Genomic DNA, 23,613 nt, shown 5'->3' with positions numbered 1-23,613 from the left:
TTAACGTGCCCGACGTCCACGGCTTTTGGTATTAGGGCGTGTAGTACCATTGGTCTTACGACGAGGTTTCTCACTTTCTTCCATTTGCCAAATACGTGGCGTACCTGATTTTTTCTTGGTAGTGCCATCTTTATTTTTCTTTTGATGGATTGGCTTGCCACCCGTACCACCAGGTTTTTTCACATAAGAACGCGAGCGATACGGTTCAGCAGCAGGCACATCTTTAAAATCAGGATACAACAACGGTTCGATTTCTTTAGTTTCACCGGGTTGTAAACCCAACTGTACCAAGTCAATCGAACCAATTTTGGTGCGGATTAAACGCAAAGTTGGAAAACCAACCGCAGCCGTCATACGACGCACTTGGCGGTTGCGACCTTCACAAATTGAAATTTGAATCCACGAAGTAGGTACAGAAGCACGGAAACGTACAGGAGGATCACGCTCCCACAACCATTCAGGCTCATCGACTTTATACGCTTGCGCAGGCAAAGTCATGCCATCTTTCAGTTCCACGCCTTTACGCAATTGTGCCAAGGCATCTTCAGTGACATCACCATCGACTTGAACCAAATAGGTTTTGTATTTTTTATTGGCTGGATTGGTAATAAACTGATTCAAGCCGCCATGATCAGTCAAGAACACCAAGCCTTCCGAATCCATATCTAAACGACCAGCTAAACGTAAGTCTGGATCATCAACAAAAGCCGACATGGTGAGATGTTTTTCATCTTCACGGAATTGAGAGAGAACGTCATATGGTTTATTTAAGATGACGATTTTCATAAGAAATGCTTCTTTAAATTCAATAAATTGGGAAAATTGAGAGTATTTAAAAGGAAAAACGGGCGATTTCCAATTAAATCGCAAATACAGTGCGTTTGAGATGGCTCTATTATGCGATAAGAATGGGGGAAAGTATTGCTTATTGATAAATATTTTTTTGGTGTGCTTGCCAAAATGAGCAGCAGTATCACAACGATTAAAAACTAGAAAGCTAAGCGCTAAAAAGCCCTACAATCTGAAATTGAGGGCTAATCTAGCTTACATATTTTTATAGACAGTATCTCGCCGATCAACATCTAGGACTAATACAAGAACCCTATCGTCAATAACTTGGTACACCAATCTATATCCTGCAGATTTAAGCTTTAGTTTATAAAGATCAGAAGATCCACGTAACTTATTTTTAGGTATCTTGGGAAAATCTAAGATTGCTTCCAACTTTTTAATAAATTGTTCAGCAATTTGTGGATTTAGTTTATCAAACTTCTTCAGAGCTGCGTCTGCGAACTCTAGCTCGTAGGTCATTAATAGATACCTTTACTGTTTCTGTAGTATCAACTTGTTCAGCCAGTTTTATAAGCTCTCGATCTTCAATTAAGTCCATCATTTCTTCATATAACTCAGCAGGAACACAGTAAAAAGCAGGGGTATTTCTATTCAGAATAGCGACAGCTTCACCAAATCCTTCATTGACGACTTTCATTGGGTTTTCTTTAAGCTTCGAAACACTAGCGACAAATCGACTGTGAATAATGTTGTTCATTAGCATCACTCCACAATATGTACAGACAATATAATCAATTTAAAGACCTGATGCAAGTCCTGTTAATAGGTCTATAAAGATGCTATTACGAAATGAAAGCTAATGAATACAAATGACCGTCTTTCCTCGATTAAGCCGTATTAAATGCTGGACAAGCAATCTTCTACTTAATCAAATATTGGAATAAAGAAGGCAGCTTTTACAAACTTGGCATCACAGCCAATAACATACTTACTAGATATTACAGCTCGCTTTATGCCGAATTAATCCAAAATCAAACTACTAGGCAGATTGAAAGTATAGAAATTGGCTAGGCACTTATAGTGAAAAGAACTTAAGATGAAATAAGTGTATATATTTTTAGGATCATGAGTTCATTAATGAAAATTTACCAAGTCGATGCTTTTAGCCATGAATTATTTAAAGGCAATCCTGCTGCCGTACTTGTTAGTAAAACATGGTTAGCCGATGATTTAATGCAAAATATCGCATTGGAAAATAATCTGTCTGAAACCGCTTTTGTCAAAATGATAGATGCGGAAAACTTTGAAATTCGCTGGTTTACACCCACAACAGAAGTCGATTTTTGTGGACATGCGACACTTGCCAGCGGCTTTGTTTTATTTAAGGATTATACCGAGACAAAGACAATTCAATTTCATGTGAAAAAATTGGGGATTTTTACAGTTCAGCAACAGCAAGATGGCAAAATTTGCATGAATTTCCCAATTCGTGCTGCCCAACAAGTTGAAGATTATCCCGATATTTTACGCCAAGCTTTGACTAAACCATTTAAAAACGTCTATATCAATGCGCAAGCCTATATTGTGGAATATGAATCGGTACAAGATGTGTTAGATGAACAGCCCAACCTTGAATTATTAAAACAATTGGGACAGTTGCGCACAGCCATTACGGCACAGTCGAGTGTTGATGTTGCGATTACTGTCTCTGCAAATACACAGTATGACTGCGTATCGCGTTATTTTGCACCAGCCATGGGCATTGCAGAAGATCCTGTTACAGGTTCAATTCATACTGCAATTGCACCGCTATGGGCAGAAAAATTACAGCAAACCGAACTTGTGGCATATCAGGCTTCTGCCCGAGGTGGCGTACTGTATTGCAAGATTTTGCCTAATGATCGCATCGAAATTTCAGGTTATGCGCAGTTATATTTGCAGGGCGAAATCATGATTTAAACATGCACAGCATTAGACCTTTCATCCATTTAAAAATGTTCAAATGCAGGGTCAAAATTGAGTTTTCATTTTACTTTATTTTGGAGATGAAGCTGAGATGAGAGAAGTCTGCTGGATTTTTTTCTTGGTTTTAACTTACATCATTTGCAAATATTTACTGTGGGTTTAATTGCAGCTTGTTATGCTGTTTGCGCTCAAGTTGAAAATTGTCATATTTCATGGCAAATCAAAAAATAGAATGAAATCAATCGGGAAAAAGAAGTTGCTACGTTTTAAAACTCTCACTTTATCTTTATGTGTACTGGCATTTAATGGCGTGATTTTCGCGCAGCCAGTTTTAGTAAAATCTAAGCAAGAAATACAAGAATATCAACTTGATAATGGCTTAAAAGTCATTTTGGCACCCAATCAGAAAGAAAATAAAGTCTTTATGAATATGGTGTATTTAACGGGTTCATTGAATGATCCACAAGGCAAAGGTGGTTTGGCACACTTGTTGGAACATTTGGCATTTAAAGGTACAGAAAACGTACCTGCCGAGGAGTTTCAGCGCCGTTTAGATCAATATAGTTTAATGCACAATGCCAGCACCGACTATTACTCGACTAAATACACCAACATCATTCGTCCTGAAACTCGCGCCGTCAATGAGATGATTTATCTTGAAGCGGAACGCATGGATAAATTGGTCATGCAGGAAAAATATGTGCCTGCCGAAATTGCGATTGTAAAGCGTGAACGCGAAGTGCGTATGGATCAACCGTTTTCAGTCTTGTTAGATCAGGTGTGGAAATCGGCCTATGGTAATCAGTATTTCGGACGCTTACCCATTGGCGATTTAAACGAACTGCAATCCATTAAAATGCAGGAATTAAATCAATTTTACCGCACATGGTACGCGCCGAATAATGCCATTTTAGTGATGACAGGCAAGTTTGATCAGGCAGCAGTGTTAAAACAAATTGATCAGCATTTTAGTCCAATTGCTGCACGGCAAATTCCCAAACAGGTACAGGTGCCACGATTAGACAGTAATAAAATTCAGCAACGTAATTTTGTGGTGCAAAAGGGCAGTCAACTGGCCAAGTTTAATCTGTATTTAAATGGCAATGACGAAAAGATCAAAACCGCTTTGGCGCTGTCACCTTATTTACATACGTTGCAACCGAGTGGGCATTTGTATCAAACACTGGTAGAAACAGGCAAAAGTACGATGGTGCAGTCCAGCACTTGGTTAGATCAAGATTTTAATTTGGTGCTGATGGGGGCTTTGTATGCACCCAATCATGATGCCAAGCAAGTACAAATTGGCTTAAACCAAAGCATCGAACAGGCAAAAAACTTTGATGATGCCGAGTTACAACGTGTGAAAAACTTGATTCAAAATCAGGCAGACAGTGTAATGAATGATGCGGTGGCTTTGGGTGGTCGCTTGAGTGATTATGCTGTGGCGTATCAAGGTGATTGGACACAATATTGGCGTGATTTAAACAATATTCAACAGTTAAATGCAGATGAACTAAATCAGCGTTTAAAACAGTTCTTCACTGCACAGCATCGGGTCATTGGCGATATTCAGCCCACACCTGAAGATCAAAAACAGGCACTCACAGCAAAAAATAATCTAAATACAGCAAAAACTTTAGATCAGCAAGATACACCTGTTACACCTTTGAAAGATGTGAAAAGTTATCAGCAAGAAGTGACAGACTATGTGCAAAAATCTAAACAAGCTTTGATTCAAAATGAAAAAAAGATTCAGCGTGGCAGCTTAAAAAATGGTGCCAAGTATGCATTATTTCCAACTGCAACGCGTGATGATAAAACCTATGCCACTATTTCGGTAAATTTTGGTACGGCACAATCTTTATTTAAGCAGGGCGAAATTTTAGATTTAACCGCGTATTTGTTGCTGCGTGCATCTCAAGAGCATAGTTTGCAAGACATCGCCGATCAGTCAATTGCTGCAGGTGGTTCGGCTTTTGCACAAGCCGATGCTAATGCGATTCATATTCAAATTGTGGCAAAAAAAGAAAAGTTTAATGCGTTTTTTAATTTTGTTTTAGATGTCATGCAAAACCCAAGTTTTGAGCAAAGTCAGTTTGATTTAATTCGTTCTCAAAGTTTATCCAGTTTAGAACGACCTTATACCGAGCCTGAAACTGTGGCTGCTTTGACTATGGCGCGTTTAATTGAAATTTACCCGCAGGGCGATTTACGCTATCACTTCGAACCTGGATTTGCGAAGCAACAACTGCAAGCTGCAACCCAAGCGCAGGTGCAGCAGTTATATCGTCAATTTTTCGCCATGAATTATGCACAGATTGCCATTACAGGTGAGTTTGATCCGAAACAAATTAAAAAAACTTTAGTTCAGCGTTTGGGGCAATCGCGTAATACGGAAGTGTATCAACGCTTAGATTCAGCCTATACGGCATATCCTGCGAAAAAGTTGCATGTATTGGCAGAACAGCGCGAATTTGGCAGTTATCAAAGTTTATTGACCTTGCCTTTGGGCGTAAATCATCCTGACACACCTGCCATGATGGTGCTGAGTTATATTTTGGGCGAATCGCAATTGTCTTCACGTTTGGCGCAAGAATTACGTGAAAAAAATGCATTGGTTTATGGTTTTAGTAGTGGTTTGAGTTTAAGTGAATTTGAACAATCGGGTGCGCTCAGTATTTCTGCACAATACAGTGCAGGCAAGTCGGCTCAAGTGTCACAGGCGGTGCATAAAGTGTTGCAGGATTTGCGCCGTGATGGTGTCAGCTTGCAAGAAGTTGAAGCTGCAAAAGCCGATATTTTGAAAAAACGTGTGACTGCCTTAGAAGATGAACGCAGTATCCACCGTATGTTAGTGCCACAATTAGAACAAGGTCGTGATTTACGTTACCGTGAGCGACGTGATCAAGCGTTGGCAAAACTCAGTAAAGCTGATGTAGATGCTGTGATTCAGAAATATTTACGCTTAGAACATTTGCTTGAAGTAGCCGCCGATCAATATGGTCAAGCCAATGTTGAGGTGCTGCCGTTAAAGCCGCAGTCTAAATAAAGATTCAATTTAATTTTGAGCAGATACAAAAAACGCATCCATTTCGATGCGTTTTTTGTCTTCAAGTTTGCTATCTATGCTCAATTGGCTAAAGCTTTATAAACGATAAAACTGTTTGGCATTATGATGAAACACTTGCTGCAAAGCATTTGGATGATAGGCCGCAACAATATCACTAGTCGCATCAATTAAATTGACCAAAGACGTGCTCACTCGATCCATTGGAAAATTGGAAGCAAACATCAACCGATATATTCCAAAGCTTTGTAAGGCATGCTGAATCAGTGGTGCAGTTAAATCTATAATTTCCTGTTTTGAGGCTTCACGTTTTTGCAAGTGAAATTGATGTCCTAAAACAGGCATAAATAACCCTGAAATTTTGCTGTAAACATTTGGACAGTGTGCCAACTCGGCAATATCTTCTTGCCAACGAAACAGAATGTTTTCCCGTGCTGTTTTGGTCACGCCTGTATGTGTGCCAACTTGCCCGAACAGCCCTGCAGGTGTGCCCAAATGGTCAAGTACAATAGAAGTTTCTGGAAATTGTTTAGCCAGCGCCAAGACATCGCCCAATTGGGTCGAATACGTCCATGCATCAAAACTTAAATTATATTGCGCCAAAGCTTCAAAACCTTTTAGAAACTTTTTGTTCCGATATAAATGTGGTTCGTCTGCCCAAGAGAAAATCCCGTGATCTTCATGCACGGCTGCCATTTTACGAATTCCACGGAAGTTTGGAGAGGCTTTGTGATGTAATTTTAGAATTTTCTTAAAATTAGAATCGCGCGGGTCTGCAGTGGCGACAATCGCGCCCAAAGCCAAACCATTATTTTTAAAATCCAGACTTTCTATAAATTCGGTTTCACCAACTACACCTTTGCCTTTATGGTTGTGCCAATTGGCTTCAATATGCACAACTTTTTCAGCCGTATAAAAACCTAAGTCGCGGGCATAATGCTCAGGTAAATAGGGCGATGTGACGTGCTCGGTGCGTCCCAAAGTTTCAATGAGTGTTTTCGGTTTTATCAGGCGGATGGTTTTATCTAGCAAATTGGGATGCTTGCCCAAAAGCTTAACAGCAAGTCGTGCGCTGTGTGGCGTGTTATACGGATCCCACTGATGAATATGTGCATCAATGAGTGCAAATCCTAGATTCTGCATAATGATCCTGTTTTTATGACGCTATTATTTCACTATTCAAAGCCATCATGTTACAAAAGGGAAGGGTTATTTATCGAAATCTACAAGTTTGAAAATTAGCCGCAATAAAAAAGCCCCGTAGGGCTTTGTTTATATGCAAAATTAATGATCGTGCGAGTGGTCGTGATCATGTTTATGGGTATGAAATTCTTCGTTGTGACGGAAGCGCAAATAGTTTTCAAACTGTTCGCAATATTCATCATAGTTATCTTCAAGCATCATTTGAAATTGCTGCAAGATATATGACATAACTTGGTCTTTGGCATCGCGCATTTCATTGCCATCTTTAAAATTATTGGCTGCCACCCAAGTATTAAAACGTGCAGTAGCAAATAACATGGCAGCACTCACCTGACCACGAATTTCGGCAGGTTTTACTGTCGAGCCTTTTTCAAAATGACAGAAGCCATTGGCCTGTTTAATAAATTCATCGGCACGTTCAAAAAAAGCCGCATTTAATGCTTCTTCTTCGGTTACATCGGTTGCTTCAATCTTTTGAACCATGAATTTTTCCTAAGCTAAAAATCTGAATGTTTCATTATAGGCAAAGCCTTGCAGAAACAAAACCTTTGCCTTAAGCTAAAAATAGCCTAAGCAAAATTGGAGTGGTTGATGCAAGATGCGATTGCGGTACAAAGTTTAAAAAGCGACATTGCTTTATTACGTCAAAATATTTGGCCACCCGTGCAACTTGCCCATGTTGAAGGCTTGCCGATTTATTATGGAACACGCGCAGAAGTAGCAGAATACTATAAACAATGGACAGGGTTGATTGAACGTGCACAGGATTTATTTCAGCCTTTTATGCAAGATGCAGTCATTGATGCGGTGCATTTACCCAGTCATTTGAACTTGCCCTTATTTTATTTTCATGTCGATCGGATTCGAGTGAATAAAACCCGCGCCAAAGAATCGAAAACTTTTCGGGGGATTGCCAGCCTGATCGAAAAATGTGGGCAATTTGAACCGCAGGAAATTCAGCTCATGCAGCGTTGGTTAGACAGTGATGACAATGCAGCACTGGTGGCACATCGTGAGTTTATTGATTTGCGTACTTATGTGTTTCAGCATGGGCAAAGTGACTACACGCGCACCCGTTTTTATGTGAATGGTATTGTATTAAGTGTCGAACCATATTTTGAACTGGTCGATGCCCGAGATAAGCCACGTAAGCAGCGTAGTGACAGTTATCAAGACCCTTTGGCAGATAACCAAACATGGAAAGTATTTGGTAAATATCGTTAATCTTTTAGAAAGTTTGGAATTTGCAGATTAAATACTAATCTAAGATATAAAAAATAAGCTCAACATGAAATGAATCCCTGTTGAGCTTAAATGTGATCATTGATTGATGATCAAACTTCAACTACGACCAAAAAGGCTGACTTTCAGCAAACTGCTGTAAATCCTGTTCAATCTGTATGGAAATATGACGTTCTTCCGACGCAATCCAACCCAATACAAACCATGTTTTCGGTTCAGTTTGAGCATGGCTTTCATATAGACCTTGTGCCACCATTAAATCATTAAAATGCCCTAAAGTTTCCTGTAATGGTTTTAGGGTTTTTAAATACGTTTTGACGTCATCTTCTGCAAATAAACTACTCACAAACTCCACGGTATAGCGTAAACGTTTTACACGCTTACGCGTGCGGTGTTTAGATTCCACATCCAAGGTTTGGAAATGACCTGTATCATCACAAATTTGTTGATGCATTTTCTGCAAGCGTTTACGTAATACTTTTTTGAATGGTTTTGATTCTGCATCTGCAATCGCAGCCGAATGTGCAAAACTCATAAGTTGTAACAGTAATAAGGTTGTGGTCGGTGAGCGGAAAATTGCATCAATCGCAATGTTTTCAGATGCTGCAGGTGGTAGTTCGGTAATAGGTGAGCCTGCATTTTCAAGTTGCGGAATCAGACTCTCGCGCAAAGCATCTTGATCGCGGGTCGAACCTAACTGCTGAAAAAGTGTCGCCAATTGACTTTCCCAATTGTTATTTGCCAACGCATCATATTCAGCAAAAATTTTTAAGGCACTGCGTAAACGTCGAATGGCAACACGCGCTTGATGCACATGCCCACTGGCATAATCTTGACTGGCAATCGCAGCTGCATTGGGTAGCAAGTGTGCCAAACAATTCTGAGTAATTTGTGTCAACAACTCATGCATATTTTCGGGGTGTTGCAATTGTAAAGCACTTTGCTGCTGTACAGGAATCATGGTTTCATTGTTATACAGCATATTGCCACGCTGCGATTTACTACGTGTGTCGAGCCATAAATGATATTTTTTAATCCACGGCTGAATATAGGCAATTAAATCTGCAATTTCACCTTGTTTCAGTTCAAACTCAACTTCGTAAATTTCAATCGAATTTTTACCTTGTCGGATTTCACCTAAATCAAAAGCAACTTCAATTTGGCTGTTTTTATAATGTGCCAATTGACTGTAGCGTAAAACATCGGTTTCAAACTGCAGAGTTAAATTGACTTTTGAACCATCCAAAGCCTTTTTTAAAATCTTCCGAGCTTGTTTATGATTTTCATAACATGCCAAATCACACAATTCAGGCGCATCATGTCCTAATTCATGTTCAAGCTCAAAGCGTTCATAATGTTGTGGACTAGGCGCTTTTAAAGTTTGTTTCCAAATATCGCCCTCTAAACGCTGACGCAGGGCAATGCGTTGCTTGGCTAAGTGCTGTTCAGGACTATCATAATATTTAGCCCATAAGCGTTGTTGTTGAACCAGTTTGTTCTTTTTAAATGCTTTTTCAAATGCCGCACGATAGTTGTGTGGAATTTGAAATTTTAATTCTATTTCACACATCGGGAATGCCCTTGATGAAACAAGATAAGTTCTCTTTACTATAGTGTAAATCTATAAATGAACAAGGGGAGAACTGTGAACAAAAGCTTGAAAAATAAAATAATTTGTATTCAGTTTTTAACACAAAGCAGCCGAATGAATATTCACAAGGCTGCCGTTGTATTGCAGTATTTTTAGCGTGTGCTTTGAGGATGTTAAGGATACTTATTTTAAGAATTTACGGCTCACCATAAATTGTTCTGTCGCTTCCAATAAACGCTGTGCATACACTTCCTGTTTTGCAGTGAGCCAACCTAAAACAAACCAGTCGCTCGCTTCCAATTCAGTTTGTTGAATGTATGCTGCAGAAGATGCCAACACTTGATATTCCTGTGCTGCAAGCTGTGCATCATTCAAAGCTTTACTATATTTCTGCAAATTTTTGACATCATAAATATGCGTCAAAATGGGGAAGCTAAATTTTAGTTCCTGAATACGCAAAGCCAGTTGATCTAAACTTTCAAAATCGTGAATATCACTGTGCTGTAATTGTTCATGCAACTGCTTATATTGCTGTTGCAACGTGTTTTGTGCGGCAGTTTTTAAGTCTAAACCTGAGTGATCGCTCGCGGCTAAACTAAACATCAATAATTCTAAATAGTGATGCACATTTTGCGTTGAACGGACTAAATTGACCAATTTTTCTTGGGCGTACAAGGTATCTTTTTTTAGGTTCTCTGCAGTCGTCGGGTTCTGTAAAAATGCGCCGAGTGTGGCTTGCATGTGTTCCAAATGCTGCAGGTGATCAAAATGTTGTTTAAATGCTGCAATTTGCATTGCCCATTTATCGCCTAAATGCTTCGACCAATCTTTAAATAAGGATAGTGTTAGTTGTAAATGTTGCAAAGCGAACTGCGCCTGATCAATATGACTTTGTTCGGCAACTTGAGCAGAAATTGCGGCAATATTGGGCAATAAATGCTGTAATTGTTGTGCAATTAACAGGCGTAAATTTTGGTCGGCATGGTCTTTTTTACTGAATTGAAATTCTTTGCTCTGAGCCGCAGGGCTGACTTTTTGCTGCACAGAAAGCAAATGTCCAATTTCTGCTTTATTGCGCACATCCAGCCATAAATGAAATTTTTTCACCCATTCAAAACTAAAAGCCAGCAATTGCTGAATTGAACCTTGTTTCAGTTCAAACTCAACTTCATGTACTTCAACTTCAGCATCTGCACAACGAATGTGACCAACATCTAAACTGATTTCAATGTCAGTATCTTCAACGGTCATTAGTCGTGAGGTACGTTGAATATCGGTTTCAAATTGTAGTTGCAACTGATCCCAATTTTGTCCCAAAGCTTGATTTAGCAATTGTTGTGCTTCGGGAATACTTTGATAAATTTGCAGATCAAGTTGTGGTGGAGTATCTGGATTTTCAGTTGGCGCAAGTGGATGGTTATGTTCAAAACTATGAAAATGACTTTGACCTGCCGCTTTTAAAGTTTGTACCCATTGCTCACCTTCTAAACGCAGTCTTAACGCCATGCCATGATGCGCCAAGCTGTGCGCAGATGTATCAAAATAGCGTGCTTTTAATGGAATTTGAGTCGATTTTTTCGGGTCTAAAGTTTTGAGTAGTGCAGTACGACGTGCGACTGGAATTTGAAATTTTAATTCAACTTCGACCATGAAAAATATCCTGAACGTAAAGCATGTTGCGCCAAAGCAGCGGCAAACAAATTGGTATTATAAATTTGTGAAAATTGCAGAACGAAGGTTTTGCAAAAGTGCGTTTGATTGTAACTAAAATATGCCAAGAAGTAAGGCTTGACCTTGGCTTTTTTAGGGTCTGTTGGCATTTCCTAAATGGCTTGCGCTGTAGGCTAAAACTGAGCAGATCAGGCATGAAACGTAGGGAATAGCGAGACTATTGCCAAGTTTCATAACGCAATCTGAGAAAGTTTTAGCCACAGCCTTTCAGGACAAGCATATTTTTTGCTGCTATTGCGTTATGAGTCAGTTATTTAGAACGACTAAATTTCCTGTCTCATGCCTTATATCAGCTGAAAAATATGCGTTGTCGCAAACATAGACGAAGTGTCAACAGACCCTTGAGTTTGGTTTTTTTTTGGCTTAGTTTAAAGTGTCGTTGAGCGTAGCAAAAATAATTCAAACCTATAAACATCAGGATGATGAACATGAACGCAGCATTAAACCCCGAATTTGAGCCGACACCAGATCCCAAGTTTGAATTGCCAATTCAGGATTATTCAACATTTTATCGCTTTTATTTAACTGAACACCGCAACATTATGAGCCGTCGTTTGCACGTTGTTGGCAGTAGTATCGGTTTATATTGTGTGAGTAAAGCCATACGCCATAAAAAAGCCAAATATGTACTCTATGGTTTGCTGGCAGGCTATGCTTGTGCATGGGTCGGGCACTTTGTTTTTGAAAAAAATAAACCTGCCAGTTTTAAACAGCCTGTGTATAGTTTTATTTCAGACTGGCGGATGTTTGCCGATGTTTTGCGTGGTCATTTAAGTTTGCAAGATCGTGCTAAAGATAAAATTCCAAGTTGAATTGAGCGCTTAGTTATACCGTTTAGGCAAAAACTAAACGATATGTGATTATTTTCATAAAAAATGTACAAATAAAATTAATTTTTTGTTGAAATGATAGAGTGAATATTCTAATAATGTGTCATCAAATTTATTGATAAAAGTTTGTGACTTTCCAAGCCTAGAGTGACCTTTCTCTAGGCTTTTTTTATGTGAAAAATTATATTCAGAATGGTGTTAAATCAGAAGTCATTCATCTTTAAGAAAGGATATAAAGCAAGTAGATTACTGAGAGAGAAGTATGAAAAAAATATAGACACATGATCATTTGTCGCATCCCCACATGCGCTCTGGCACAAATGATCATGTGTCTAAATGGGCGACCTAAATATGTCGTTATTCGCTGTAGTCACCCGTATGGATTTTAAAATCCATATCTTATTGAACTGGTTGCAGTTCTTGTTTTGCGCAGTTCAATTAAAGCTAAATCTATCTTTTAGCGCTATCACTAGAATTTGGTATTTTTAAGTTTTTGACTCAATAAAACCCAAACAAAATAGAAGCTTATAGAGCCTATATAAAAAAACTTGTTGAGCCTGAGGTTCTGACGCATGCCGCCTGAATGTGTAATAATACAGACCTTGTATTATTTGTGGCTGAGATTATGCGCGGTTTATATTTGATTACCAATGATGATCCTATCGAACTGCTTTTGGCAAAATTAGAAGGGGCGATGGCAACTTATGAAGTCGCGGTGTTGCAATATCGCCGTAAAAATGTGCCTCAAGCTCAGCAGGCATACGAAATTGAATATATGAAATCGATGTGTGATCAATACAAAGTGCCATTTGTGATTAATGATGATCTTGAAACTGCAGTGAAATATGGTGTTGGCGTACATTTGGGTCAAGAAGATGGCTCTATTGTTGAAGCGGTTGCACGTTTACCACAAGATGTATTGATTGGTCGCAGTTGTAATAACTCGATTGAATTGGCAGAGCAAGCCATTGCCGATGGTGCAAACTACGTGGCTTTTGGTGCAGTCTATGCAACTGAAACTAAACCTGAGGCAAGTACACTTACATTAGACACGCTCACACTGGCGAAGCAACAACTCAATGTGCCAATTTGCGCGATTGGTGGTTTAACTGTTGAAAACAGTCAGTCTGTCATTGAAGAAGGTGCAGATTTATGTGCAGTGATTAGTGATATATTAAGACGTCCGATGCATACTGTTGCACAGCGTGTTTATGATTGGTCTGCACTTTTCAAAGCAGACACTTAAAGCAGACAGCTAATTTTTTATTTTATTTATTGAGTTGAGTGCCTCCATGAGCTTATCTCCAAAGCAAGAACAATTGTTTAAACAAGCCAATAAGCATATTCCAGGTGGTGTCAATTCACCTGTACGCGCATTTAACGGGGTAGGCGGAACCCCTGTATTTATTGAAAAAGCCAAAGGTGCTTATTTGTACGATGTCGATGGCAAACGCTATGTCGACTATGTAGGTTCTTGGGGACCAATGATTTTAGGTCATGCCCATCCTGCTATTATTCAGGCGGTGCAAGCTGCAGCTGAAGATGGTTTGAGTTTTGGTGCGCCAACGGTGCATGAAACGACTTTGGCCGATATTATTTGCGAAATTATGCCTTCAATTGAGTTGGTTCGCATGACCAACTCAGGTACAGAAGCCACCATGACCGCAATTCGTTTGGCGCGTGGTTATACAGGTCGTGACAAAATCGTCAAATTTGAAGGTTGCTATCATGGACACTCTGATTCGCTGTTGGTCAAAGCAGGCTCTGGACTTTTAACCAGTGGTGAAGGTGAAGCGACTTCTGCGGGTGTTCCTGCCGATTTTGCTAAACATACGCTGACTTTACCGTATAACGATATCACCACCTTAAAAGAATGTTTTACAAAGTTTGGTGCTGAAATTGCAGGGGTGATTGTTGAGCCAGTTGCGGGCAACATGAACTTGGTTAAACCAATTGATGGTTTCCTGCAAGCAATTCGTGATGTCTGCGATGAACGCGGCTCAGTCTTTATTATTGATGAAGTAATGACAGGTTTCCGTGTTGGCTTAGGCGGTGCACAGGCGCATTATAATGTTAAACCAGACTTGACCACACTCGGTAAAATTATTGGTGCTGGCTTACCAGTAGGTGCATTTGGTGGTAAACGCGAAATCATGGAATGTATTGCGCCATTAGGTAAGGTGTATCAAGCAGGTACTTTGTCTGGTAACCCGTTGGCGATGCGTGCGGGCATTGAAATGTTTAAACATTTACGTGCCGAAGGTTTTTATGAAAATTTAACTGCGCAACTGGAAAAATTGTTGGCAGGCTTACAAGCTGCGGCAGATGAAGCAGGTATCCCGTTCAAGACGCAACAAGTCGGTGCTATGTTTGGTTTGTATTTTACTGACCAAGATGACATCACCAGTTTTGATTCTATGCTGAATTGCGATGTCGATGCTTTCCGTAAATTCTTCCACGGAATGTTGCAACGTGGTGTGAACTTGGCGCCATCTGCTTTTGAAGCAGGCTTTATTTCATCTGCGCATAGTGATGAAGATATTGCCTACACCATTCAAGCTGCAAAAGAAACATTTGCGGAAATGAAGGCGTAATTTGACCTCTGCTTAACACTGTCCTAAAAGGCATAGATATCTCCAAAATATCTATGCTTTAGGTTAAATTGAAGACATACTCTTCAATTTAATATCAAAGGCTTAGATCAGCGTCTTGTTAAACACTAAAATAGCCTGGTCAAACTAAATATGAATCCTATTACTTCATTTGCTCCCGCCATCAAAGATATAGCTTCAGAACGGCTTTGTTGTGCAACTATCTTGCACTATGATTTCATTGTATTTTTCTATCCAAATTTTAAAAACCTTTAAAACAGTATCTTAAAAAATATTTACGCAACAAAGCCTCCTGCATGCTATAAAACCCACATTTCTAAAAGCAGGCTGATTTAAAATTCAGCAGATTGTCTGATTCAGGAATGTAAATCGGAAAATTCATCGGGAATTGATGTATTTTGCATTGTAATTCTGTGTCAGGCTTTTTATTATTGCCGCCTTGTTTTCACGATCGGCCCGGAATTGAAATTGAGTAATTTTCTAAGCGAACACCTGATTCATCGTGACGATGAGTTTATGGTGATACATAAACCCGCTGGCATACTCACCGTTCCAGGTAAAACAGCAGATTTGCAAGATTGTGTGATGAGTCGTCTAGTTAAAATTGAGCCGCGCACTTTGCTGATTCATCGCTTAGATCGTGATACTTCGGGTATTTTGGTATTTGCACTCACGAAATGGGCGCAAAAACAAATTTCGCGTCAGTTTCAAGAACGCCAAACCGATAAAACCTATCAGGCATTGGTGGCAGGGCAACTGCAAGGTGAAGGCACTGTAGATGTGCCTGTGGTCTATGATCCTGCACATCCTCCATTACACATTGCCGATGCAACCCATAACAAACCTGCGTTAACGCATTGGCGTGCATTGGAGCAATTTGAATTGCAGGGGCAAATTGTGACTCGTGTGCAACTGACGCCTATCACAGGTCGTTCGCATCAACTGCGAGTACACATGCAATATTTAGGTCATCCAATTATTGGTGATACTTTGTATGCCACGCCCGAACAGCAACAACTCATGCCTCGTTTGTGTTTACATGCAGCAGAATTAAGTTTTCTGCATCCACAAACTGAGCAACGTGTACAGTTTACTTGCCCAGTCCCATTTTAAGCGAAAAAGATTACGCAAAGCCTGTGCTTTAGGCTCTCTTTTTAGTGCGCTTTATGTCAAAATATATTGCTATACGCCCTGAATTTTTGCTCAAATACTCAGCAGGTTTTGCGCAAAAATTTATACGTCCTAACTTCTAAATAAAGGTGGAAAAATTGCAGCAGTTTGCTATTGGTCAACGTTGGTTATCAGACACAGAAACGGAATTAGGACTTGGTGTTCTGATTGATGTAGATGAGCGATCGGTCAGCATTTTATTCCCTAAAAGTGATGAAACCCGTGTCTATGCACGCAATAACGCACCTTTATCGCGTATCATTTTTAATGTAAATGATGAAGTTCAAGACCAAGAAGGCAATGCGTGGACGGTTGAATCGGTCGAAGACCGCCATGGCGTATTGCGTTATAACGTGGTGCGTCGTTTGCAAGATGGCAGTGAAGAAAAGAAATCACTGAATGAAACCCGTATTGGTGCAAGTATCCAACTTTCAAAACCATTAGACCGCTTGCTTGCCAGCCAAATTGACTATAAAGAATGGTACGACTTGCGTATTGAAGCCTTGTTGATGCAAGCCAATATGCAAAGTAGCCCACTGCGCGGCTTGGTGGGTTCGCGTGTAGGTTTGATTCCACATCAACTTTATATTGCACATGAAGTCGGTAAGCGTTTTGCGCCACGTGTCTTATTGGCAGATGAAGTTGGTTTAGGTAAAACCATTGAAGCAGGTTTGATCATCCATCAGCAACTCAAAACAGGACGTGCGGAACGTATCCTGATTTTGGTACCTGATTCGCTGCAATATCAGTGGATGATTGAAATGCGTCGCCGTTTCAATCTGCAATTCTCTTTGTTTGATTTAACCCGTACGGCATCTATTAAAGAACACGATCCTGACCTGAATCCATTCTTGACCGAACAATGCATCATTGCTTCAGTCGATTTAATGATTGACCACGATGACTTACGCGAACAAGCCCTAGAAGCAGGTTTTGATTTGCTGGTGGTCGATGAAGCGCATCACTTAATGTGGAGCGAAGAAGAAGGTGGTAATGACCGTTATGATCTGGTCGAAGAATTAGCCGAACAAACCGCAGGGGTGTTATTGCTTACAGCAACGCCTGAGCAACTGGGTGTAGAAAGCCATTTTGCGCGTTTACGTTTACTCGATCCGCAGCGTTTTAGTTCACTAGACCGTTTCTTGGATGAAGAAGCGCAATATCAACATACGGCAAAAATTGCCGAAGTCCTAATGTCAGATGCAGCATTGGAAGAAAGCCATTTGGCTGCACTGGAAGGCTTGTTGGGACATCGCATAGAAGATAACCCTGAACAGCGTTTCCGTGCTATCCACGAATTATTAGACCGTCATGGTACAGGACGTATTTTGTTCCGTAATACCCGTGAAGCAATTCAAGGTTTCCCAGGCCGTGATTGTCAGCCTGCGCCGTTACCTGCACCAGAAAACTGGTCTAAAGATGGTAAGCTGCGTGAACAAATGTGGCCAGAAGAAGCACTGCTCGATGGCAGTTGGATGGAAACTGACCCGCGTGTAATGTGGTTAATGGAGCGTTTGCGTAGCGACTTAAAACATAAAAAAGTGCTTTTAATTGCGCGTAGCGGCCCTGTGGTAGAAGCCCTTGAAAATGCGCTGCGCCTACATGCAGGTATTCGTACTGCAATGTTCCATGAAGGCATGAGCTTGTTAGAACGTGACCAAGCGGCAGCATATTTCGCAGAAGATTCTTATGGTGCACAAATTTTATTGTGTTCCGAAATTGGTTCAGAAGGGCGTAACTTCCAGTTTGCATCAGACCTGATTTTGTTTGACTTACCTGCCAATCCCGACGTGTTAGAACAACGTATCGGTCGTTTAGACCGTATTGGTCAAGAAAACCGTATTCAAATTCATGTGCCGTATTTGGTGGGGACTGCGCAAGAGCGTATGTTCCGTTGGTATAACGAAGCACTCAATATTTTCAGCAATATTTCACCCACTGCACAAACCTTGCAGGAAAACTTTATTGTCGATTTAAAACACTGCTTACTTGCAGATTTAGGACAACAGTTTGAAGATTTACTGGAAGCAGTCAGTGTGCAGCGTGAAGCTTTGGAAGCAGAACTTCAAGCGGGTCGAGATCGTTTGTTGGAATACAACTCTTGCCGTCCTGTGGTGGCGCAGGAAATTGTACAAGCTTTAGAAGATTACGACGACAATACCACGTTGCCTATGTTTATGAAGCGCTTTATGGCATCGACCAATATTGACTTCGATGAACAAAGCAATGGCACGGTGATTATTAAACCAACTGATCAAATGCAAGTGCAAGGTTTGACCTTAGACGAAGAAGGCATGACCGCGACGTTCTATCGGGATCAGGCGCAAATTCGTGAAGATGCACAGTATTTGACCCTAGAGCATCCATTCACAGAAAGCGTGATGGAAATGATCAATACACAAGGTTTTGGTAGCACCAACGTTGCGGTATTAAAATCTGCCGCTTTGCCACAAGGTTCTGTGTTGCTCGAAGTCTGGTTCAAAGTGGATGTCATTGCACCTAAAGCCCTGAATTTGCCATCAAGCTTGCCACAGCAACTCATTCGTGTCTTATTGAGCGAAAAAGGGCAGGATTTATCGCAAAAAATTGCCCCTGAAATTTTAAAACCTTATTTACATCATTTAGATGGCAACAGTTGTCGTCAAGTGGTGAAAGCACGCCGTGACGCGATTGAAGCGCGTTATACACAGGCTTTGGAGTTGGCTAAAGCTGCATTGCCTGAATTTAAGCAACAAGCTAAAGATGTATATAGCAAAAAATGGCAATATGAAATTGACCGTTTAAGCTATTTGAAGCAATTTAACCCAAGTATTCGTGAAGATGAAATTACACGTTTACAGAAATTGCAAAAAGAAGGTGTTGCATTATTAGATGGTTTGTCGGTCACGCCTGAAGCAATTCAGGTGATGGTGGTGGTAAAGCCATAAAGAGTGCATTCAATACAGGTGTCTAGACGGTGTATTTGTATTGAGTCGGTTTTAATCAATCACTTTTTTAAATATTTGGCATCTTCTAAATTGCACGTTTTAAGTTGGGCATTGCGCCTCATTTTTACGGAGCAGTTTAGCGGGTGCTTTTTTAATATCGCAATAAAAATTTTGTGCGAGATTTTTCACATCACGGACTTAAACAAAGTAGCAACCAGTGCTTATGTGTCATTAAAATGACTCATAATTCATCTTTTTCAGCATTCCGGTCATTTGCAAAACCCAGTGGTATGCGTAGTTTAAAGGCTGTTGATCTTTTATCTATGATTGATGTGCCAAGTGTTGAATCTGTAAGCGCGTACGCATAGATCAAGTCACAGACCCGATATTCTTCTTTTAAGCGTATTTTAAATGACTAAAGCTGCAATTCATTTTACCCATGCCAATGGTATTCCTTCTGCCAGTTATCAAAAGTTTTTTCAATGTTTTGAAGCAGATTATCATTTAAAGGCAATTCCACTGATTGGTATGCAAGCAGAATTTCCTGTGACCTATAAGTGGACCTATTTGATTCATCAAGTGATTCAGGACATTGAGCAGCAGTTTCCAAAGCAACAAGTGATTGGTTTAGGGCATTCTTTTGGTTCATTATTAACCCTGATGTGTGCCTATCAGCGTCCAGATTTATTTTCTCAATTGATTATTATGGATCCACCTTTTGTGATTGGATCGAAGTCGGCATTATTTGAAATTTTACAAAAATTTAAACTGAAATATGTAGATCAACTCACACCTGCCGCCGTGACCATGAATCGTCGAGATCATTGGGCTAGCCATGCAGAAGCCTATCAAGCTTTGCGGCATAACCGTTTATTTAAAAAATTTGATGCACAATGTTTTGAAGATTATTTTGCCAGCGGCATACAAGTCGATGCACAAAGAGGTGGTGTGACTTTAACAATTCCAAAACGGGTAGAAGCTGAAATTTTTAGAACCGTACCTGCATGGTGGTGGCGCACACCACGCAAAGCCCCAGATGTACCTGTGCATTTAATTACAGCAAGGCATAGCCCATTTTATTTGCAAGGTTTACCGCAAGGCATGCAAAAAACTTATGGAATTGAGTTTAGTGTGGTCGAGGGAGGACACATGTTTCCTTTGGAAAATCCTGAAACCACGGCAACACATGTGCAGCAATTAATTCAAAAACAACACGCTTAACAGCGAAGTCTAGCAATTAAATGCTCAAACGGGCGTGACCTGATTCAGGAAAATCGCCCGATTTATCCTGTGTTATGTTAACGAATTTTGGCATCATCCAAATGTCGTGCACCTTCTAAAATCATGCGAATCATGGTCATGGTTTGTTCAGCGGTTTCTTTACGTTCAGTCGCAGGCATATCAATGACTTTAGCGCCCATATTAAACACCAACTGGGTAATGGCTTTTGCGACAATATCGGGATGCGCTAACTTGCTGTTATTTAAACGTTCTAAACGAATTAAATCATCCTGCAATTCTTGCTGGAAATAATTCAATTGGCGCTCAACAGCTAGCTTATAAGAGGTTGAACCCGTATAACCTTCACGTAATAGCAGACTTAAATTGCCTTCATCGGTATCTAATTGTTCAATAAATACTTCAACCGAGCTGCGAATAATACTGTTTTGTTTAGATGCTTTTAAACGTGCTTCATGCAGAATTTGACGCAACACCACACCTGCACGATCAATCAGTTCAATCGCGAGTTCATCAATATCTTTAAAATGACGATAAAAACTGTTTGGTGCGATGCCTGCTTCACGTGCAACTTCACGTAAACTTAAAGATGCGATACTTTTTTGTGGGCCAATTAAATTTAATGCTGCCTGAAATAATTCTTGTTTGGTAATGGTAGCTTTACGCCCAACCGTACGCACGACAAGAGGCTCATGAACCGTTTCAGATTCTGGAAAAGTCACATCATGGTTTGTTTTCATGGCAGGCTGAGTCATATTTTCAATAATTTATAAGCTTAGAGGCATTATAGCGGTTGCGCCAGTACTTGTGAAATGATTAGAAACAATACAGGTGTATATACAAATATATATACATGTGTATAATAATTAAAATTTCATCGGGTGGTGCTGAATCATGCAGCTAACTGAAAAAAGAAAATCTCCCTTAACCAGTATTGCAACTGCAGTACTAGACCCTTATGCCGCCAATTTCTGGTTGCAAAAAATTAATCCATTATGGTCGGTGAATCAGTCACTCGGCAAAATTGTAAAAAAAGATACCGCTGCACAAGGTGTAGTGAGCTTTACTTTGCAATTCAATAAAAAATTCCAAATTGGCGCAGCAGGGCAGCATCATCCTGTTTATGTGACAATTCAAGGCGTACGCTATGAGCGAACCTATAGTTTGACTCAGCTTGATGCACAACACGTTTTATTGACGGTAAAAAAAGTTGATCAGGGCAAAGTCAGCACATGGCTGGTTGAGCAAGCCAAAGTTGGTGATACTTTGGAATTTGGTGCGCCTTATGGTGATATGCAACTGCCTGCACAAGCCCAGCCTTTAATTCTATTGGTAGCGGGTAGTGGTATCACACCAATGTATAGTTTGCTACAAGACATGGCGAAATCAGGTCGTCTTGGTAGCACTCCAGTAACTTTAATGTATTGGGTAAAAACCTTTGCAGACGCAGCATTTAAAGCACAGTTTGAAGCATGGGCACAACAATATCCAAACTTTAAATTTCAAGTGTTTTATACTCAAGAGCCGAGTGTGGCGCACAGCCGTTTAAATGCAGAACATTTACAAGACTTGGCACAAATCGAGCAAAGTGCAGTGTTTGCATGTGGCCCATCGGGTTTTACCACGCAAGCTGAACAATTATTTGCACAAGCTGCTTTGCTGAAAACAGAAGCTTTTAGCATGACCCCTGTGTTAAGTGACGATGTTGGTTTGGTACAAGTTACACTGACTCAATCGAAAAAGATTGTCACTATTCCAAAAGGCAAGTCCATTTTAGAAAGTCTGGAACAGCAAAATATTAAACCTAAATACGGCTGTCGTATGGGAATTTGCCATAAATGCGTATGCAACAAGGCTGAAGGTTCAACTAAAAACTTGGTCGATGGTGTTCAAAACAGCGAACCGAATAACCAATTGAAAATCTGCGTCAATTCAGCACAAACCGATTTAATTATTGATTTATAAGCGAGTTCCGATTATGAATATGCCAGTAAAAATAGAATATTTCCGCAATCCTAAAAACCGTGAACTCACTCAATTTGAATTAGATGAGCTTGCACGTGAATTAGACGCCATTAAACAAGAAGTTTTGGATGATATTGGCGAAAAAGATGCTAAATACATCCGCCGTGTTTATTCAACCATTCGTTATAGCTCAATGGCAGGTCGTGCCTTATTGTTCGCAGGATGGTTCCCGCCAGCATGGGTTTTGGGTACAGGCTTGTTAGGCTTTGCCAAAATTATGGAAAACATGGAATTAGGTCATAATGTCATGCATGGTCAGTATGACTGGATGAATGATCCTAAATTCAATGGTGCAAGTTATGAATGGGATACGGTAGGTACTTCAGACAACTGGCGTCAAACCCATAACTTTAAACACCATACTTATACCAATATTAAAGGTATGGATGATGATATTGGCTATGGTTTGGTGCGTTTGTTCCCTGAACAGCGCTGGAGATCAGGCTATTTATTGCAACCTTTATACAGTATTCCTTTCTGCTTACTGTTCCAATGGGGTGTTGCCATTCAGAATTTAGAAATTGGTAAAATTTTGAATGGCCGTAAAAGCAAAGCCCAAGCCAAAAAAGAATGGCAACCTATGCAGAAGAAAATTGGAAAACAATTGTTTAAAGATTATGTGTTCTTTCCATTGATTGCAGGCCCTTCGGCTTTACCAGTGTTTACAGGGAACTTGGTTGCGAATGGTATTCGTAATATTTGGACATTCAGCATTATTTTCTGCGGTCACTTTACGAAGGATGTAGAAGTATTTCCAAAGTCTGTGATGCAAAACGAAAGCCGTGGTCACTGGTATATGCGTCAAATTCGTGGTTCATCGAATCTTACAGGTTCTGAAGCATTCCACATTTTGACAGGACATTTAAGCCATCAAATTGAACACCATTTATATCCAGATATTCCTGCACGTCGCTATCGTAAAATGGCTCCAAAAGTACAAGCTGTGTGTGAAAAGTATGGCTTGAACTACAACAATGCGAGCTTAGTTAAACAGTACGGCAGTGTGCTTAAACGTATTGTGAAATATGCTTTTCCATTTAAGAAATAAGTGACTTACAAATGAGTTGTTTAGTACGAATAGATTAAGTGATTGATCTTGGTTTAAAACTATACTTCTATTTTGAATTAGAGGTGATGCTGTAAAGTGTCACCTTTTTTATTGCTTTAGGTGTTGTAGTCGTTATTTTTATGCAGAATCATCAGCTATTTTATTAAGAGA

The 23,613-nt window shown here is 40.0% G+C and carries 19 protein-coding genes; 11 read left to right on the top strand and 8 right to left on the bottom strand.

Features of this window, described 5'->3' with window-relative positions; all coding sequences use genetic code 11:
* The 3 genes from FTU71_RS01855 to FTU71_RS01845 all read right to left on the bottom strand — a co-directional run bounded on the left by FTU71_RS01855 (nt 1) and on the right by FTU71_RS01845 (nt 1,549).
* The gene (locus FTU71_RS01855; RefSeq protein ID WP_179991064.1) at nt 1-786 is read right to left on the bottom strand and encodes an rRNA large subunit pseudouridine synthase E; all 786 of its coding nucleotides are present in this window, start codon (nt 784-786) and stop codon (nt 1-3) included.
* A 258-nt stretch (nt 787-1,044) separates the two neighbouring features.
* Entirely contained in the window at nt 1,045-1,311 is a 267-nt protein-coding gene (locus FTU71_RS01850) for a type II toxin-antitoxin system RelE/ParE family toxin (RefSeq protein ID WP_154320646.1), read from the bottom strand.
* A complete protein-coding gene (locus FTU71_RS01845; protein ID WP_154320647.1) occupies nt 1,265-1,549 on the bottom strand; it encodes a type II toxin-antitoxin system Phd/YefM family antitoxin in 285 nt (94 codons plus the stop codon). The genes FTU71_RS01850 and FTU71_RS01845 overlap by 47 nt, the downstream gene beginning before the upstream one ends.
* A 380-nt stretch (nt 1,550-1,929) precedes the next feature.
* Here FTU71_RS01845 and FTU71_RS01840 point away from each other — a divergent pair, with 380 nt between their 5' ends.
* Nucleotides 1,930-2,751, top strand: a complete 822-nt coding sequence (locus FTU71_RS01840) for a PhzF family phenazine biosynthesis protein (RefSeq protein ID WP_179991074.1) — start codon at nt 1,930-1,932, stop codon at nt 2,749-2,751.
* 238 nt (nt 2,752-2,989) lie between these two features.
* Nucleotides 2,990-5,806: a pitrilysin family protein gene (locus FTU71_RS01835; RefSeq protein WP_180111212.1), complete on the top strand. Its 2,817-nt coding sequence runs from the start codon at nt 2,990-2,992 to the stop codon at nt 5,804-5,806.
* Nucleotides 5,807-5,902: 96 nt separating this feature from the next.
* Here the strand turns inward: FTU71_RS01835 and FTU71_RS01830 are convergent, their stop codons facing one another.
* Complete coding sequence (locus tag FTU71_RS01830) at nt 5,903-6,967, bottom strand: amidohydrolase (protein ID WP_096901876.1); 1,065 nt, start codon at nt 6,965-6,967, stop codon at nt 5,903-5,905.
* Between the two features lie 141 nt (nt 6,968-7,108).
* On the bottom strand, nt 7,109-7,510 hold the full coding sequence (locus tag FTU71_RS01825; RefSeq protein WP_004973007.1) for a DUF3144 domain-containing protein: 402 nt from the start codon (nt 7,508-7,510) through the stop codon (nt 7,109-7,111).
* A gap of 108 nt (nt 7,511-7,618) precedes the next feature.
* Between FTU71_RS01825 and FTU71_RS01820 the strand changes: the two genes are divergently transcribed.
* On the top strand, nt 7,619-8,251 hold the full coding sequence (locus FTU71_RS01820; protein ID WP_167846097.1) for a hypothetical protein: 633 nt from the start codon (nt 7,619-7,621) through the stop codon (nt 8,249-8,251).
* A 121-nt stretch (nt 8,252-8,372) separates the two neighbouring features.
* Here FTU71_RS01820 and FTU71_RS01815 read toward each other — a convergent pair whose 3' ends face one another.
* Nucleotides 8,373-9,839, bottom strand: coding sequence for a CHAD domain-containing protein (locus FTU71_RS01815; protein ID WP_180111210.1), 1,467 nt, complete (start codon nt 9,837-9,839; stop codon nt 8,373-8,375).
* 204 nt (nt 9,840-10,043) lie between these two features.
* On the bottom strand, nt 10,044-11,510 hold the full coding sequence (locus tag FTU71_RS01810) for a CYTH domain-containing protein (RefSeq protein ID WP_179996251.1): 1,467 nt from the start codon (nt 11,508-11,510) through the stop codon (nt 10,044-10,046).
* Between the two features lie 503 nt (nt 11,511-12,013).
* Between FTU71_RS01810 and FTU71_RS01805 the strand changes: the two genes are divergently transcribed.
* The 6 genes from FTU71_RS01805 (at nt 12,014) to FTU71_RS01780 (ending at nt 20,351) form a co-directional block, all read left to right on the top strand.
* Nucleotides 12,014-12,403, top strand: coding sequence for an Mpo1-like protein (locus FTU71_RS01805; protein ID WP_373682974.1), 390 nt, complete (start codon nt 12,014-12,016; stop codon nt 12,401-12,403).
* Between the two features lie 643 nt (nt 12,404-13,046).
* Entirely contained in the window at nt 13,047-13,667 is a 621-nt protein-coding gene (gene thiE, locus FTU71_RS01800) for a thiamine phosphate synthase (protein ID WP_180111208.1), read from the top strand.
* A gap of 46 nt (nt 13,668-13,713) precedes the next feature.
* Complete coding sequence (gene hemL / locus FTU71_RS01795) at nt 13,714-15,015, top strand: glutamate-1-semialdehyde 2,1-aminomutase (protein ID WP_167846092.1); 1,302 nt, start codon at nt 13,714-13,716, stop codon at nt 15,013-15,015.
* A 486-nt stretch (nt 15,016-15,501) separates the two neighbouring features.
* Nucleotides 15,502-16,146, top strand: a complete 645-nt coding sequence (locus FTU71_RS01790; RefSeq protein WP_004973024.1) for an RluA family pseudouridine synthase — start codon at nt 15,502-15,504, stop codon at nt 16,144-16,146.
* A gap of 146 nt (nt 16,147-16,292) precedes the next feature.
* On the top strand, nt 16,293-19,130 hold the full coding sequence (gene rapA, locus FTU71_RS01785; protein WP_179989584.1) for an RNA polymerase-associated protein RapA: 2,838 nt from the start codon (nt 16,293-16,295) through the stop codon (nt 19,128-19,130).
* A 411-nt stretch (nt 19,131-19,541) separates the two neighbouring features.
* On the top strand, nt 19,542-20,351 hold the full coding sequence (locus FTU71_RS01780) for an alpha/beta fold hydrolase (protein ID WP_179993754.1): 810 nt from the start codon (nt 19,542-19,544) through the stop codon (nt 20,349-20,351).
* Between the two features lie 77 nt (nt 20,352-20,428).
* Here FTU71_RS01780 and fabR read toward each other — a convergent pair whose 3' ends face one another.
* The gene (gene fabR / locus FTU71_RS01775; protein ID WP_026438369.1) at nt 20,429-21,109 is read right to left on the bottom strand and encodes an HTH-type transcriptional repressor FabR; all 681 of its coding nucleotides are present in this window, start codon (nt 21,107-21,109) and stop codon (nt 20,429-20,431) included.
* Nucleotides 21,110-21,263: 154 nt separating this feature from the next.
* Here fabR and FTU71_RS01770 point away from each other — a divergent pair, with 154 nt between their 5' ends.
* On the top strand, nt 21,264-22,334 hold the full coding sequence (locus FTU71_RS01770) for a ferredoxin reductase (protein ID WP_167846089.1): 1,071 nt from the start codon (nt 21,264-21,266) through the stop codon (nt 22,332-22,334).
* Between the two features lie 13 nt (nt 22,335-22,347).
* The gene (locus FTU71_RS01765) at nt 22,348-23,442 is read left to right on the top strand and encodes an acyl-CoA desaturase (protein WP_096900933.1); all 1,095 of its coding nucleotides are present in this window, start codon (nt 22,348-22,350) and stop codon (nt 23,440-23,442) included.
* Nucleotides 23,443-23,613 lie beyond the last annotated feature (171 nt).

This window comes from Acinetobacter sp. YH12136, from assembly GCF_013418545.1.
In the GTDB taxonomy this organism is placed as follows: Bacteria; Pseudomonadota; Gammaproteobacteria; order Pseudomonadales; family Moraxellaceae; genus Acinetobacter; species Acinetobacter towneri.
Note: the sequence above shows the minus strand (reverse complement) of the source record. Positions and strands in the feature narration are given on the sequence as shown.

Excerpts from the sequence above, each read along its gene's own strand:
- FTU71_RS01855 (WP_179991064.1), bottom strand. The coding sequence starts at position 786 with ATGAAAATCGTCATCTTAAATAAACCATATGACGTTCTCTCTCAATTC.
- FTU71_RS01850 (WP_154320646.1), bottom strand. The coding sequence starts at position 1,311 with ATGACCTACGAGCTAGAGTTCGCAGACGCAGCTCTGAAGAAGTTTGAT.
- FTU71_RS01845 (WP_154320647.1), bottom strand. The coding sequence starts at position 1,549 with ATGAACAACATTATTCACAGTCGATTTGTCGCTAGTGTTTCGAAGCTT.
- FTU71_RS01840 (WP_179991074.1), top strand. The coding sequence starts at position 1,930 with ATGAAAATTTACCAAGTCGATGCTTTTAGCCATGAATTATTTAAAGGC.
- FTU71_RS01835 (WP_180111212.1), top strand. The coding sequence starts at position 2,990 with ATGAAATCAATCGGGAAAAAGAAGTTGCTACGTTTTAAAACTCTCACT.
- FTU71_RS01830 (WP_096901876.1), bottom strand. The coding sequence starts at position 6,967 with ATGCAGAATCTAGGATTTGCACTCATTGATGCACATATTCATCAGTGG.
- FTU71_RS01825 (WP_004973007.1), bottom strand. The coding sequence starts at position 7,510 with ATGGTTCAAAAGATTGAAGCAACCGATGTAACCGAAGAAGAAGCATTA.
- FTU71_RS01820 (WP_167846097.1), top strand. The coding sequence starts at position 7,619 with ATGCAAGATGCGATTGCGGTACAAAGTTTAAAAAGCGACATTGCTTTA.
- FTU71_RS01815 (WP_180111210.1), bottom strand. The coding sequence starts at position 9,839 with ATGTGTGAAATAGAATTAAAATTTCAAATTCCACACAACTATCGTGCG.
- FTU71_RS01810 (WP_179996251.1), bottom strand. The coding sequence starts at position 11,510 with ATGGTCGAAGTTGAATTAAAATTTCAAATTCCAGTCGCACGTCGTACT.
- FTU71_RS01805 (WP_373682974.1), top strand. The coding sequence starts at position 12,014 with ATGAACATGAACGCAGCATTAAACCCCGAATTTGAGCCGACACCAGAT.
- thiE (WP_180111208.1), top strand. The coding sequence starts at position 13,047 with ATGCGCGGTTTATATTTGATTACCAATGATGATCCTATCGAACTGCTT.
- hemL (WP_167846092.1), top strand. The coding sequence starts at position 13,714 with ATGAGCTTATCTCCAAAGCAAGAACAATTGTTTAAACAAGCCAATAAG.
- FTU71_RS01780 (WP_179993754.1), top strand. The coding sequence starts at position 19,542 with ATGACTAAAGCTGCAATTCATTTTACCCATGCCAATGGTATTCCTTCT.
- fabR (WP_026438369.1), bottom strand. The coding sequence starts at position 21,109 with ATGAAAACAAACCATGATGTGACTTTTCCAGAATCTGAAACGGTTCAT.
- FTU71_RS01770 (WP_167846089.1), top strand. The coding sequence starts at position 21,264 with ATGCAGCTAACTGAAAAAAGAAAATCTCCCTTAACCAGTATTGCAACT.
- FTU71_RS01765 (WP_096900933.1), top strand. The coding sequence starts at position 22,348 with ATGAATATGCCAGTAAAAATAGAATATTTCCGCAATCCTAAAAACCGT.